The 14348-nt window shown below is 67.2% G+C and carries 13 protein-coding genes; 10 read left to right on the top strand and 3 right to left on the bottom strand.

Annotated features, from left to right (window positions below; all coding sequences use genetic code 11):
• The first annotated feature begins 8 nt into the window (after positions 1 to 8).
• The 3 genes from CMASS_RS08115 to ald all read left to right on the top strand — a co-directional run bounded on the left by CMASS_RS08115 (position 9) and on the right by ald (position 2315).
• The gene (locus CMASS_RS08115) at positions 9 to 428 is read left to right on the top strand and encodes an acyl-CoA thioesterase (protein ID WP_022863717.1); all 420 of its coding nucleotides are present in this window, start codon (positions 9 to 11) and stop codon (positions 426 to 428) included.
• Positions 429 to 432: 4 nt separating this feature from the next.
• The gene (locus CMASS_RS08110) at positions 433 to 1101 is read left to right on the top strand and encodes a DUF8185 domain-containing protein (RefSeq protein WP_022863718.1); all 669 of its coding nucleotides are present in this window, start codon (positions 433 to 435) and stop codon (positions 1099 to 1101) included.
• A gap of 122 nt (positions 1102 to 1223) precedes the next feature.
• On the top strand, positions 1224 to 2315 hold the full coding sequence (gene ald / locus CMASS_RS08105; RefSeq protein ID WP_022863719.1) for an alanine dehydrogenase: 1092 nt from the start codon (positions 1224 to 1226) through the stop codon (positions 2313 to 2315).
• Between the two features lie 93 nt (positions 2316 to 2408).
• On the opposite strand, the gene CMASS_RS08100 is transcribed toward ald, so the two are convergent.
• Positions 2409 to 2819, bottom strand: a complete 411-nt coding sequence (locus tag CMASS_RS08100) for a globin (RefSeq protein ID WP_022863720.1) — start codon at positions 2817 to 2819, stop codon at positions 2409 to 2411.
• A 7-nt stretch (positions 2820 to 2826) separates the two neighbouring features.
• On the bottom strand, positions 2827 to 3873 hold the full coding sequence (locus tag CMASS_RS08095) for a mechanosensitive ion channel family protein (RefSeq protein ID WP_022863721.1): 1047 nt from the start codon (positions 3871 to 3873) through the stop codon (positions 2827 to 2829).
• Between the two features lie 146 nt (positions 3874 to 4019).
• On the opposite strand from CMASS_RS08095, the gene CMASS_RS08090 reads away from it, so the two are divergent.
• Entirely contained in the window at positions 4020 to 5183 is a 1164-nt protein-coding gene (locus CMASS_RS08090) for a cystathionine gamma-synthase (protein ID WP_022863722.1), read from the top strand.
• Here the strand turns inward: CMASS_RS08090 and CMASS_RS08085 are convergent.
• Positions 5180 to 7114: an FAD/NAD(P)-binding protein gene (locus CMASS_RS08085; RefSeq protein WP_022863723.1), complete on the bottom strand. Its 1935-nt coding sequence runs from the start codon at positions 7112 to 7114 to the stop codon at positions 5180 to 5182. The genes CMASS_RS08090 and CMASS_RS08085 overlap by 4 nt on opposite strands.
• A 177-nt stretch (positions 7115 to 7291) precedes the next feature.
• Here CMASS_RS08085 and CMASS_RS08080 point away from each other — a divergent pair, with 177 nt between their 5' ends.
• Genes CMASS_RS08080 through CMASS_RS08055 form a run of 6 tightly spaced genes read left to right on the top strand, consistent with a single transcriptional unit; the run spans position 7292 to position 14339 of the window.
• On the top strand, positions 7292 to 8938 hold the full coding sequence (locus CMASS_RS08080; RefSeq protein ID WP_022863724.1) for a TIGR04028 family ABC transporter substrate-binding protein: 1647 nt from the start codon (positions 7292 to 7294) through the stop codon (positions 8936 to 8938).
• The gene (locus CMASS_RS08075; RefSeq protein WP_022863725.1) at positions 8939 to 9901 is read left to right on the top strand and encodes an ABC transporter permease; all 963 of its coding nucleotides are present in this window, start codon (positions 8939 to 8941) and stop codon (positions 9899 to 9901) included.
• A gap of 2 nt (positions 9902 to 9903) precedes the next feature.
• Positions 9904 to 10707, top strand: coding sequence for an ABC transporter permease (locus CMASS_RS08070; RefSeq protein WP_022863726.1), 804 nt, complete (start codon positions 9904 to 9906; stop codon positions 10705 to 10707).
• A 1-nt stretch (position 10708) separates the two neighbouring features.
• Positions 10709 to 12325, top strand: a complete 1617-nt coding sequence (locus tag CMASS_RS08065) for a dipeptide ABC transporter ATP-binding protein (RefSeq protein WP_022863727.1) — start codon at positions 10709 to 10711, stop codon at positions 12323 to 12325.
• 32 nt (positions 12326 to 12357) lie between these two features.
• A complete protein-coding gene (locus tag CMASS_RS08060) occupies positions 12358 to 13644 on the top strand; it encodes an alkylhydroperoxidase domain protein (RefSeq protein ID WP_022863728.1) in 1287 nt (428 codons plus the stop codon).
• A gap of 11 nt (positions 13645 to 13655) precedes the next feature.
• On the top strand, positions 13656 to 14339 hold the full coding sequence (locus tag CMASS_RS08055) for an SDR family oxidoreductase (protein ID WP_022863729.1): 684 nt from the start codon (positions 13656 to 13658) through the stop codon (positions 14337 to 14339).
• Positions 14340 to 14348: the final 9 nt, after the last annotated feature.

The following is a 14348-nucleotide window of genomic DNA, read 5'->3' as shown; positions in this document are numbered from 1 at the left end:
AACGCACGATGGCACAGGCAACCCCGCACGAGGTGTCGGTCCCGGTCCGGTGGAGTGACTTCGACCGCTACGGGCACATGATGAACGCGAACTACATCGAGATCGCCCAAGAGGCGCGTCTCGCGTTCGCGCGCGACGTCATCTACCCGGAGATTCCGGATTTCGACGTCTTCGTCCGCCACATCGACGCCGACTTTCAGCGGCCGGTCGATCCGCGGAAGAACTCCGCGCTCACGGTGCGCTCCGCGGTGTCCAAGTTGGGCAACACCTCGCTGACCACCCGCCAGGACATCGTCGACGCGGATGGGGAGACCGCCTGCGTTATCTACACCGTCCAGGTGATGGTGGACATGCAGGCTCAGCGCCCGCGCCCGCTGTCCGATGCCGAGCGCGAGATCCTCAGCCAGCTGGTCGTGGACGAGCACTAACGCCATGCCCGACCCTGCTGAGACATTGCAGCTCACCGGCGGGGGACCGGGGCTGCAGGCCCTCCTCGCGCGTGCGGCGGGCATGGACACGCAGGCGGCCGTGCGCATCCGCCAGCTTGCCGATGGCGCACTCGACGTCTTCGTCACCACCCCATTCGAGGTCATCGCCGCCCGCCGCGCGCAAGGCTCGGTGTCCCGCGACGGTGCGGCGGTAAGTGCCGCCGCGCTAGTCAGCGCGCTCGCTGAGAACGACAGCGCCCGTGGCGCCAGCACCGACAACCCGGTCGATTTGCCGCTGGGGCCGGCGCTCGATGCGGCGTGGCCGGGCGCCTTGCCGCCGGCTAAAGGCTTCGAGCTCCTCGACACGCTCCCGGTGGCGGTCGTGCGCGATCTGTCCGACAAGGGACAGAAGCTCACCCGCGAGTTTTCCGGGCCGATGGGCCCGCCGGCGAGCCTGCTCAACCAGACGGTCGTCGCCGTCGAGGGGGACCAAGGCTCGGTGGACATCCCCATGCGCATGATCTTCGCCTGCACCAATTTGAGCCTCATCCCGGGCTTCGCCGCGCCCATGGATATCCCGCGCCACCTGCGCGTATCCAAGATGGGACGGTGGGTGCGCGTCGACGCGCCTTTCGGATCGGTGTATCACTCCACGCGGTTGTCTCTGGTGTAGCGAGACCGAAAATATAGCGCAGCTCACTTTCTTGGCTTTTCTGTGGCATTATTCATAGTGGCCGATGTTCTGAGTCTCGGCATGCCGTGCCGAGGTGGTGTAAAGGAGTGTGTGAGCTACCCATGCGTATTTCGGTACCCGCAGAAATCATGAACAACGAAAACCGCGTGGCCCTGTCGCCCCATGCGGTGGAGACCCTGACCCGCGACGGCCATGAGGTCTTCGTACAAGCCGGCGCCGGTGCGGGCGCGAACTTCACCGACGCGGACTACGAGCAGGCCGGCGCGACCGTTCTAGACAGCGCAGAGGAGACCTGGGCGAAGGCGGAGCTTCTGCTCAAGGTGAAGGAACCGCTGGAGGAGGAATACCAGTACCTCCGCGAGGACCTGCTGCTTTTTACCTACCTGCACCTCGCCGCCAACCGCGAGCTGACCGAAAACCTGGTGAAGTCCGGGATGACGTCCATCGCGTACGAGACCGTGACTGATTCCCGCGGCATGCTCCCGCTGCTTAACCCGATGTCCCAGGTCGCGGGCCGCCTCGCGGTCATCGAGGGCTCCCACCATCTCTTGTCCACCCAGGGTGGCCGCGGCGTGCTGCCGTCCGGCGTGCCGGGTACGCAGCCGGCCCGCGTTGTGGTCATCGGCGGCGGCCAGGTGGGTGCATCTGCCGTGGCGATGGCCCGCGGCCTGCGCGCCGAGGTGACTGTCTTGGACCTGGATCCGCTGGTGCTCCAGCGCTTCGACGAGCAGTACCACGGCAGCGTGCGTACCCAGATCTCCGATCCGGCCACTCTCGAGGCCGAGCTACTCGAGGCCGACCTGGTCATCGGCGCGGTGCTGGTGCCGGGTTCCGCGGCACCGAAGCTGGTCCGCGAGGACACCGTCAAGCGCATGAAGAGCGGCGCCGTGCTTGTCGATGTCGCCATTGACCAGGGCGGCTGCTTCGAGAACTCGCACAAGACCAGCCACGACGATCCGACCTTCAAGGTCCACGACACGTTGTTCTACTGCGTGGCCAACATGCCGGGCGCGGTGGCGAACACGTCCACCCGCGCGCTGACGTCGGCGACGCTGCCATACGTGCGCGCCATCGCCAGCCACGGCCTGGACCGCGCCATCGAGCGCCACGGCGGTCTCGAGCCCGGCGTGATGACCCGCGACGGCCGGCTCATCTCCGAGCCGGTGCGCGAGGCTTTCGACTGGCAGGACTAGCGCAGGCCCTTCCGGGCCTGCGCTAGGAGAGCGGGCTTTCGATTGCCCCGACTAATGCAGGCCTATTTGCGGGCGGTGCGGATGCGCCGTCCGCTAATCGGGGGTATTGACGAGCATCGCCGACACCCGCTCCATGTGGTCCCACATCATGGAGCGGTAGGCCGGCGGGATGGTCTCGTCATCGATGCGCGCAAAGGAATTGCCCATGAGGGTGAGCCACCGCTCGGCCGCGGCGCGGTCGATGCGGAACGGGTGGTGGCGCATCCGCAGGCGCGGGTGCCCGCGCTCTGCGCTGTAGGTATTCGGCCCGCCCCAGTACTGGATGAGGAAGAGCTTCAAGCGGCGGCGGGCGCCCGCCATATCTTCCGGCGGGTACATCGGGCCCAGGATGTCGTCGTCGGGGACTTGGGCGTAGAAGCCATCGACAAGCTGGTCGAACGTCGCCTCACCGCCGATGGCCTCGTAGACGTTGCCGGGGCTAATCCCCGGACCGGAAATCTGCATGGTGGGCCTAGTCTTCCTTCTTCTCGTTGGCCACGTACTGCGCGGCACCCATGCCGTGCGGGTACGGCACGCGAATGCCGGCATCCTGCATCGCGTTCAACACGTGCACCTGGGAGTGGCGCTGAACGTGCCACTGCTGGCCCGGCATCGTCTTGATGGAGATGCGGTAGGAGATGTGGTCCGGCTCCCACTCGGAGATGCCGTCGAGCACAGGCTCCGCCAGCACGTCGCCGCGGATGGCTGGGTCGCGCACGGCCTCGTGAATAGCGCGGTCGATGACCTCCCACGCGTCGGTGGCGTTGTTGGACAGGCCGACCGGGATCTGCAGGCGGCAGATGGCGTACTGGTCGGAGAAGTTGCCCACGCTCATGATGTCGCCGTTGCGCACGGTCCACAGGGTGCCGTCGATGTCGCGCACCTTGGTCACGCGCAGGGTGATGTCCTCGACCTCGCCGATGATCCCGTCTTCCAGCTGGACCACGTCGCCGATACCGTACTGATCCTCGATGAGCATGAAAATGCCGGACAGGAAGTCCTTGACCAGCGACTGGGCGCCGAAGCCCAGGGCGACGCCGACCACGCCGGCCGAGGCAATAAGTGGCGCGATGTTGATGGTGAGCGTCTGCAGGATGATAAGCCCCGTGATCGTCCACACGACGATGGCCACCGCGGAGCGGCCCACGCCGGCCAGCGTGGTAATCCGCGACTGGCGGCGGGCCTCCTTGGCCTTATCCAGGGCGCTCATCTCCGCGGCCTGCTCGCGGGCCTCGCCCCGCGCGGACGCCGGGGTGGGGCGCCGGAGGTTCGGCTTCGGGGCGGTGCGTGCCTTAGCGGCGAGCTTGTTGATGATCCGCCGGCACACCCACTGCGCGATGACCGCGAGGACGATGACGAGCAAGATCTTCAGCGGGCGGGCGATGAGCCATTGCTGCATGTGCTCGTCTTGCCACCACTCGGTCACGTTGTCGACGGCATCGCCGGCCGCATCCGCAGCGGAGCCGCCACCACCGGGAGCGGCGGCAGCGAGATTCGCGGCTAGGAAAGTGTCAAACATGGCAGAAGAAAACCACCTTCTGTAGTCAGCCGTTTCGTGCTTGCTAGATCTCGATACTAAAACGAACGACGCGCCGCGGGCCGAACGTGAATCTAAAAGCTCTCCCGGCACCCCGAACTGAACCGCTTGGTCTATAGTTTGCGGACATGACCGACCAGACCAAGCAGGACCTCGCGCGCGGGTTCGCCTCGCGCTCCATCCACGCAGGTTACGAGCCGGATAGCCACCTCGGATCCATCAACGTCCCCATTTACGCCTCCACCACCTTCGCCCAGGACGGCCTCGCCGAACTGCGTGGTGGCTTCGAGTACGGCCGTGTGGCCAACCCGACCGTGCGGGCACTGGAAAACACGCTCGCCTCTTTGGAAGGCGCCGCGTATGCGCGGGTGTTCTCGTCGGGTATGGCGGCCATCGACACGCTGGTGCGCATCCTGGTCCGCCCAGGCGACCACGTCATTTTGGGCAACGACTGTTACGGCGGCACCTACCGCCTGCTGCACGACGATTTCGGCGAGTGGGGCGTCGAGCTGTCCATCGTCGATACCACCGACCCAAAGGCGGTGGCCGCGGCCATCCGGGACAACACCAAGGTCATCTGGTTGGAAACGCCGACCAACCCGGCGCTGAACATCACCGACATCGCCGAGATCGCCGCGGTGAAACGGCACGCGAGCGTCGTCGTGGACAACACCTTCGCCACCCCGTACCTGCAAAACCCGCTGGCGCTCGACGCGGACCACGTGGTGCACTCGACCACCAAGTACCTGGGCGGGCACTCCGACGTCATCGGCGGCGCGGTGGTCACCAACGACGCGGGTGTCGATGACCGCCTGGCCTACTTCCAAGGCTGCGTCGGTGCGGTGGCCTCGCCGTTCGATGCCTATCTGAACCTACGCGGCATCAAAACCCTCGGCGTGCGCATGGACCGCCACTGCGCTAACGCGCAGGCGGTGGCGGAATACCTGGCCACGCGCCCCGAAGTGCGCCAGGTGCTCTACCCGGGGCTTGGTGATCACCCGGGGCACGCCACCGCACGGGCACAGATGCGCGGGTTCGGCGGCATGGTCTCGGTGCGCTTTCACTCCGCGGAGCACGCCAAACAGTTCTGCCTGAACACCCGCCTTATCTGCCTGGCCGAGTCGTTGGGCGGGGTGGAGTCCCTGGTGGAGCACCCGAAGAACATGACGCACGCGTCCGCGGCCGGCTCCGATCTGGTGCCGCCGGAGGATCTGGTGCGCATCTCCATCGGCATCGAGGACCGCGACGACCTGCTCGCTGACGTGGCCCAGGCGCTCGACGCCTTGGACTAGGCGCCCGCCACGCGCAGCAGCGACGCGGCCGCTTTGTCCGTTTCCTGCAACATGAGCGGATCCGTGCCCGGCAGCGGGGAGATGGTCGTATCCGGCCACTGCGCGTAGGTGGGGATGCCCACCAGGTGGAGGCGTGCGTCGCGGCTGCCGTCGGGGTGGACGGTCTGCCGGGTGGCGTCGTCCGTTTCCGGCGAGCCGGTGTCCACGCCGTGATCGGCGAAGGGGCGCAGGCGATCATCGGCAAGCAAACGCTTGGTCAGCTCATCGCCGGGGCGGCGGATATCCGGCTTGTACATCCAGGCATCGACCAGGGTGGCGGCCTCTACGGACCGTTCGCCGGAGGTGGCGCAAAAACCGGCGTCAGTCACGGTGACCTGCGGGTTGTTGCCCAGGAAGGTGATCAGACCGGCATCGACAAGCGCGAGCAACTGCTGGAAGCGGAACAGCGGCGGGCCGGAGCCGGCCATCTGCCCCAGCGCCATGAACTCCGAGTAGCGGCCCAGGCGGGACTCGCGCGTAAACCGCGCCGGCGAGCCCAGGATGGACACCGGTTTGCGTGCGGCGGAAATCTCCCACAGCGCGGCCTTTTCCGGCGACTCGGTGCCCAGCTGGGCGTGCTCGATGTGCCAGACCATGCGCTGAGCGATAAACGCGGTGACCTCGTCGGGCGACATATCCGCGGTGACCTGCGCCAGCGGGGCGGCGTACTCCGCTAGGTCGAACGGGCGGGTGGTTAGCGGCGCGGTGGCACTGGCCAGTTCGTCGGGCGAGGCCGCGTCGATGGCGGTGTGGATTTCGGACAGTGGCGCGGTGAGCGCGTCTGGGGCGGTGCGCGCCAGGGTGGTGAAGTAGGCCGTGTACGCGTCGCGGGCGATGGCCGGCCACACCGCGGTGGCGAAGTCGATGTCGCTTTCCCCGCTGAGTGCGGCGATCGCGTCCTTGGTCCGCTTCAGCGTCGCCTTCGGCGGCAGGCCGCCGTAGTCCGACTTGGGGAAGAAGGGGAAACCGCGCCGCGAGGTCACCACGAAGTGCGGCTCGTTACCGGTTGCCTCGTAGCGCAGGCCGCTGCGCGCGGACTCGTCGGCGATAAAGCGCCCGCCGCGCCCGATGGTGGAAAGCGCCATGATGTCGTAAAAGCCCATGCCGAGCCCCCGGGTGAGAACGCGCTCGCCGGCGGGGATGTCCGCGTAGTTCTGGTCGATGGGGTTGCCGGGGCGGATCCAGCGGTGGCCGGAAGCTTCCGTGGCCGCATCCGCGGTTGCCGCGGCGAACTCCTCTTCCGCCGCGCTTGGCGCGGGCTGGACCCAGCCGGCGGCCCACACGGTGGCATCGGCACGCAACGTCTCCTCGCCCTGTGCTGACTCGGTAGCGGTGGGGCGCAGGGTGAGCTCGTCGACGTCGCCGCGGTCCCGGATGCCGGTCACGCGCGCGGCGTGGCGGTGCACCGTCACCGATTCCGGCAGGCGCGCCAAGACGGCGTCCAGCACCCAGCGCAGGTACTCGCCGTATAGCGCGCGGGTGGGGTTGGACTGCGGGACGGTCGCGCGAATCTCATCGCCGTAGGTCGCCATCACCCGCTCGTCGGCCGGGTGCGCGCGGAAGAGCGCTTCCTGGGCGTCGGTGATGTCGCAGGCCGCGGGGTCATCGCCACGCAACAGCTGCAGCCACTGGTACATGGTCGGGCCCTCCACCACCGGGGCAGTCACGGTCGCGCCGGGCTCGGTGAACAGGGTGACCCGCCCAGCCAGCGTGTTCATGCACAGCGTGGACGTCTGATCCGTGTCCCACACGCGGCCGGCGCCCACCTGGACGTCGTCGATGAGGTGGATGTCCACGGCGGGGGAGTGGTCCTCGCGGCGGGCGGCGATGCGCTCGAGGACGGAAATGCCCCGCGGGCCGGCGCCGATGATGGCGATTGATGCGGTAGTCATAGCCACTATCGTGCCACACCACCCCGGTCGCGCTCGGGGTAAGCCTGCCCTTCAATATGGCCCGCTTTGACTAGACAGATCTGTACTTTCACAAGGTGATGGCGATTTTATGTCGCCCAGTTGATTAGACAGACTTGTCTTGACTCCGGTCTATTCGGCGTGCTCTAATGAGCTGCTGTGAAGAATCTGACTGCGAAAATCGTGACTGCGACGGTACTGGGAGCTATCTCGTGCTTTACCGCTGGCTGTAGCGTCGCATCGGATGCGCAGGACACCGGCTGGGTCACCTACGCCGAGCCGAATTCGTTCAAGAACCTCTACCCGCCGTCGGGCGGGTACTACCCCAACGGCGGCGTGCTCAACAACATCACCGACCGCCTCCTGTGGCAGGACCCGGACACGCTGGAGCTGCACCCATGGATCGCCACCGATCTGCCCGAGGTCAACGCGGATTCCACCGAGTTCACCTTCCACCTGCGCGACGACGTGACGTATTCGGACGGCTCCACGTTGGATGCGCACAACGTGGCGAAGAACTACGACCTGTTCGCCCGCGGCGACGAAGAGCGCATGCTCACCCCGTCCGAGCAGCTGCCGGGCTACGAGCGTTCCGAGGTGGTGGACGACTACACGGTCAAGTTCTACTTCTCCCAGCCCTCACCGGGCTTTCCGCAGTCCACCAGCGCGATGAACCAGGGGCTTTTGTCCAATGCCGCGCTCGACATGGATGACTCCGGGTTCGCGCCCGGTAATGCAGAAAAGGTCATCGGCTCCGGGCCGTTTTATATCGCGGACGAGAAGCTGGGCACCGAGCTCACCTTGAAGCGCCGCGACGATTACAACTGGGGGCCGCCGGACGCCGACCACCACGGGCCGGCCGACATCGAGGGCGTGAAGTTCGTGCTCGCCGAGGAGGACTCGGTGCGCGTGGGTTCTTTGGTCGCCCACCAGGCGGATGTCGCCCGCCAGATCGAGGCGCCGAACGAGCAGCACCTGACTTCCCACGGAGTGGAGATCTTCGCCGCCCCTACCCGCGGGGTGAACAACACCTACCACTTCCATTTCCGGCATCCACTGCTGCAGGATCAGCGGGTGCGCGAGGCGATCATCGCCGCGGTGGACCGCGACCAGATCGTGGACACGCTGTACTCGGAGTCCTACCCGAAGGCGTCGTCCATCCTGGCGCAGACCGCGGTGGGCTATAGGGAGCAGAAGGGCGCGTACGACTTCGACCCGGACAAAGCCAACCGCCTGCTCGACGAGGCCGGCTGGCAGCGCGGCGCGGACGGTATCCGCACGAAAGACGGCGAGCGCTTGTCGGTGACCTTCAACGAGTCGGTGCCGCAGCCGCGTTCGCGCGAGATGTTCACCAAGGTCCAAGAGATGCTCCGCGCCGTGGGCGTGGAGGCGCACCTCAACCCCGGTGACCGCGCGGCGCAGCAGAAGGCGATGAAGGACATCGACACTGTGCAGATCCGCCACTCCATGGTGGGGCGTGCGAACGTGGACACCATCGCCACGTGGGTCGACGGCAACGAGCGCAATTCCTTCCTCAACAAGGACGAAAAAGACGGCTCCCTCGGCGACGAAAAGCTGCAGCGCATGGCCGACGAGTTCTACGAGCTGTCCACCGAGAAGGAGCGGCTGGCCGCCGCCGGCGAGATCCAGGACTACCTCACCGAGAAGGCCTACGTGCTGCCCATGTTCGAAGAGCCGCAGGTCTTCGGCCACCAGGACTACGTCAAGGGGTTTGCCACCGAGCCCATCGGGCGGCCGACGTTCTATGGCGTGGAGCTCGACCAGACTGCCGGAGGTGACCGCTAAATGACGGGCAAAGATATCCTGCGCCGCATCGGCCAGGCTCTCATCGTGCTGTGGGCAACGTTCACGCTCGCCTACGTGCTTCTGGCGGCCCTGCCGGGCGATGCCATCGTGGCGCGCTACGACGACCCGTCGCTGGGTCTCAACGCCGAGCAGCTGGAGGCCATCCGGCACACCTACGGCGCGGACCAGCCGCTGCTGTCGCGCTACCTGTCCACCCTGGGCGGGTTCCTCACCGGGGATTTCGGCGTCTCGGTGGCCACGGGTACCTCCGTGTCCACGCTGATTGCCGATGCCCTGCCCAGCACCCTGCTCCTGGCCACCCTGGCGTTCCTTCTGGGGTCTGTGGTGGCGGTGGGCATCGCCGTAGCGGCGACTTTCTCCCGCACCCGCTTTCTTGCCGATGCCGTCCGCGCTCTCCCGCCGGTGCTCATCTCCCTGCCGACGTTCTGGATCGGCATCCTGCTCATCCAGGTCTTCTCGTTCCACCTGCGGTGGGTGCCGGTCATCGGGGCATCGACGGCGCAGGGGCTTATCCTCCCGGTGATCGCCCTGTCCGTGCCCGTGGCCGCGCAGTTGTCCCAGGTGTTCGTCCGCTCCGTCGACGAGGTGCTCGCGCAGCCCTTCGTACAGACGGTCCGTTCCCGGGGCGCGTCTGACAGCTGGGTGCTGTGGCGTAACGTAGCGCGCAACGCCATGTTGCCGACCCTGACCATGGCGGGGCTGACCTTCGGTGAGCTCATCGGCGGCTCCGTGGTCACCGAGTCCGTCTTCGCCCGCCAGGGCATCGGGGCCGTGACTGTCGATGCCGTGACCAACCGCGACACCGCCGTTCTACTCGCCATCGTGGTGCTGGCCGCGACGGCATTCATCCTCATCAACCTGGTCGTGGACCTGCTCTATCCGGTGTTGGACCCGCGGCTGCGGGCGCCCCGGACCCAGACCGCACGGAAGGCGGTGAAGTAACCATGCAGTGGAAGAAGAATCTCTCGCCGCTGACTGTCGCCTCGCTGGTCATCCTCGCCATCGCGATCCTCTGGGCGTTGGTGCCGGGGCTGTTCACCAACCAAAACCCGATCCAGGGCGGCGACACCCCGGCGCTGCTGGCGCCAAGTGGGGAGCATTGGTTCGGCACCGATCCGGTGGGCCGTGACCTGTATACCCGCGTGGTCTACGGCGCGCGCCAATCGCTCCTCGGCGCCCTGCTCGCCGTGCTTTTCGGGCTCGTGGTGGGCACCATCCTCGGCGTTATCGCCGGCGTGAACAAGGGCGTGGTGGATTCGGTCATCATGCGTGTGGTGGACGTGTTCTTGTCCATCCCGTCGCTGCTGCTATCGCTCACGGTCATCATGGTGCTCGGCCACGGCACGTTCAACGCGGCGATCGCCGTCGGCGTGACCTCCGTGGCTACGTTCGCGCGCCTGGCGCGCTCCCAGGTGCTCGCGGTCGCGGCGAGCGACTACGTGGAAGCCGCCTACGGGTCCGGCGCCTCGCCGGCGCGCGTGCTGTTCCGGCACGTGCTGCCCAACTCCCTCGGCGCGGTCGTGGCAGTGGCGGCCCTCCAGTTCGGCCTGGCCATCCTGCAGCTGGCCACGCTGGGCTTTCTGGGTTACGGCGCCCCGCCGCCGGTGCCGGAATGGGGGCTTTTGGTCTCCGAATCGCGCGACTACATCGCCACCGCCGGCTGGCTGACCCTGCTGCCCGGCGTGGTCATCGTGCTGGTCGTCCTGGCGGCGAACCATCTCAGCCAGACTCTGCGAAAGGCGGCCTGACATGGATACTCTGCTGAAGATTTCCGACCTCTCGGTGGCGTACCGCACGCCCCGCCAGGGCGAAAAGCTGGCGGTCAGCGGCGTGAGCCTGGCGGTATCTCCCGGGGAGATGACCGCGATTGTGGGCGAGTCCGGCTCCGGCAAGTCCACCACCGCGCAGGCGGCCCTTGGCCTGCTGCCGAAGAGCGCGACGGTGCTGGGCGGGCAGATCACTTTTGCCGGCCGGGGCATGGTGGGCCTTTCGGATCGCGCCTGGCGCGACGTGCGCGGCACGCGCATCGGCTACATCCCGCAGGATCCGAACAACTCGCTCAACCCGACCAAGACCATCGGCGCCTCGGTCGGGGAGGGGCTGGCCATCCACCGGGTGGGCGATGCAAAAGCTCGCCGCGAAAAGGTGGTGCGGCTGCTGGACAAGGTCGGCATCGATAACCCGGACAAGCGCTACGACCAGTACCCGCACGAGCTGTCCGGCGGCATGAAGCAGCGCGCACTCATAGCCGCCGCCGTGGCGTTGGAGCCGGATCTCATCATCGCCGACGAGCCGACCTCCGCCCTTGACGTGACGGTGCAGAAGGTCATCCTCGATCTTCTCGATGAGATGCGCGCGGAGCTGGGCATCGGCATCCTGTTCATCACCCACGATCTCGCCGTGGCGGGCGACCGGGCCGACCGCGTGGTGGTGATGGAGGACGGTCAGGTGCGCGAATCCGGCATCGCCGCCGCGGTGCTGACTGACCCCAAGGCGCCTTACACGAAACGGTTGCTGGCCAACGCGCCGTCGCTGTCCGCCGCGCCCGTCCGGCGTCCGGCGGTTCCCGCGAACGCCGGCGCGCCAGCGCTGCTTGAGGTCCGCGACGTGACCCAGCGCTTCGGCGACTTCACCGCCGTCGACGGCGTGAGCTTTTCCGTCCCGCGCGGCTCCACGCACGCCATCGTGGGCGAGTCCGGCTCGGGCAAGACGACGACGGGGCGCAGCATCGCCATGTTTAACCGGCCCACCGCGGGCGAGGTGATGTTCAAGGGCCAGGATCTCACCCAGGCCAGCGTGAAAGAGATCCGCCGCCTGCGCGGGAGCATCCAGCTGGTGTACCAGAACCCGTACTCCTCGCTGAATCCGCGGATGAGCATCGGTGACGCGGTCGCGGAGCCGGTGCGCAACTTAGGTAGGGCGACGAAGCGCCAGGCACGGCAGACGGCCCGGGAGTTTCTCGAGCTTGTCTCGCTGGATCCGTCGATGTACGACCGCAGTCCCGCAGAACTGTCCGGTGGCCAGCGCCAGCGCGTGGCCATCGCCCGGGCGATCGTCATCGAACCCGAACTGGTGGTCTTGGACGAGGCGGTCAGCGCCCTCGACGTCACGGTGCAGGCGCAGATCCTCGAGCTGCTGGACCGCCTGCAGCGCGACCTAGATTTAACCTACGTCTTCATCTCGCACGATCTCGCGGTGGTCAACCAGATCTCAGACACGGTTAGCGTGTTGAGCCGCGGCCGGCAGGTGGAAGTGGGCAAGACCGCGGACATCTTTGCTCACCCGCAGACCGACTACACCGCGCGCCTCATCAACGCCATCCCCGGCCAGCGCTACCGCGCCGGCGACCTTAACCTGGGGCTTTAAACACACGGAACACAAAAGGAGTGATCCCTACGGTGGACATCATCAACCAGCTGGCAGAAATCGAGCCCGGCGGGCGCCTCGACGAGGTACGCAACCTCAGGCCGAAGGCCAAGCAGAACGCGCAGGCGACGTTCACGGCACTCCTCGAGCCGGAGGATACCGGCGCGTTCAGCTACGCCGAGCGCTACGCGGTCGCCGCCTTTGTCGCTGGCCTTTTCCAGGTGCCCGCCGCCGCGGAGTTCTACCTGGATTTGCTTGGCGATGCCGCCGCCGACGACATCGTTGCCGCCGTCCGCCAGGCCACCGACAGGGGCGCGACGCGCGGTCCGGCACACGATGCGGGGTTTGTGACCTTCCAGGACATCGACGGTGCTGACGCGCGCTTGAGCGCGGCCTTCGACTTCGCGCACCTGCTGGTCTTCCATCCGCAGGACGCGCGGCCGGCGGCGCTGGGGCACTTGGAGGAGGCCGGCTGGGATGCCGACGGCATCGTCAGTCTGGCCCAGCTCATTGCTTTCCTCGCGTTCCAGGTCCGCGTGGTCCACGGACTGCGCGTGCTCGGCGGGAAGGGTGACCCGGCAGGTAATACCGCGGGCGCGAATGAGGCGGCGAATGTAACCGAGGTGGAATCTGCAGGCGCGGACTCCACCTCGCCGGGCTGGCACGTTGCCGGGGACGTTATCGTGCCGGAGGTGCACGCCCCAGAAGGGTTCGTCAACCACTCGCTGGGCTGGAAACCGTGGATCCCGGCGGTGGCCAAGGAAGACATGACGCCGCAGCAGATCGATGCGCTGATCAAGCCCGAGCGCGTGGACAGCGAGTACTTCCGGCTGCTCGCCCGCGCCCCGGAGGCGCTGCGGGCGCGCACGGAGACGGACCTGGACATCTTCTACAACACTGACGGTGGCATGGCCCGCGCCGAACGCGAGCTGGCGGCCACGGTGGTCTCCCGGCTCAACGGCTGTGCTTACTGCGCCTCCGTGCACCAGGCCCGCTGCGTGGATGAGGGCGGCGACCGCGAAGTAGTCGATCGCCTGTTGGATGAAGGTGTGGACACGGACTTGGGCTCGGACTACTGGTCCGCCATCCGGAACGCGGCGGTGGCGCTGACTCGCACGCCCAGCGAGTTCACCGCCAAACATATTGATGCGGTGCGTGCAGCCGCGCCGGGTGTGGCGGCCGCTTCACCGGGCACGGAATCGGCTGGTCACGCCGATGCCGTGGTCATTGACCTCATCAACTGCTCGTCGTTCTTTAACTGGGCCAACCGGCTAATGCTCACCCTCGGTGAGCCCGACGTGCCGCGCCGCTTTCGGTAGGCTCACGGGGCATGAACGCTCCGACTAAGACTGCAGTAGTTACCGGCGCGACCGGTGGAATGGGCCGCGAGATCGTCGCGGATCTCGCCCGCGACCACCACGTCATCGCGCTTGGCCGAAACGCGGACAAGCTCGCCCAGCTGGCCGCCGAGAACGACACCGTCACCACCGTGGCCGGCGATCTCACCGGTGACGGGGTGAGCGCGCTCGAGCTGCCAGAGCTGGAACGGGTCGACGTGCTCGTGCACGGCGCGGCCATCGCCCGTCGCGCCACCGTGGCGGAGGCGAGCGCCGATGAGTGGCGCGCCCACCTCGACTTGAACGTCGTGGCGCCGGCGCTTCTCACCCAGCGCCTGCTGCCAGCCCTGCGCGCCGCCGGCGGCACGGTCTGCTTCATCAACTCCGGCGCGGGCGTGGGCGCGCACCCGAATAACACGCCGTATGCCGCCAGCAAGCACGCGCTCAACGCACTCGCAGACTCGCTGCGCAAGGAAGAACACGGCATCCGCGTCACCACGGTCGCGCCGGGCCCGACCGACACGGACATGCTCAAGGGCCTGCAGGACTACGACCCGGAAACGGTCATCGCGCCGGTAGAGGTCGCCCACGCCATCCGCGCGGCCGTGGACGCGGGGGAGACCACCCAGCTCACCCACATCAACGTGCGCCCGCGCATCGAGTTGGCAGACCGCTAACGCCCGCTC

Origin of the sequence: Corynebacterium massiliense DSM 45435 (assembly GCF_028609805.1) — a bacterium.
GTDB classification, from domain to species: Bacteria; Actinomycetota; Actinomycetes; order Mycobacteriales; family Mycobacteriaceae; genus Corynebacterium; species Corynebacterium massiliense.
Note: the sequence above shows the minus strand (reverse complement) of the source record. Positions and strands in the feature narration are given on the sequence as shown.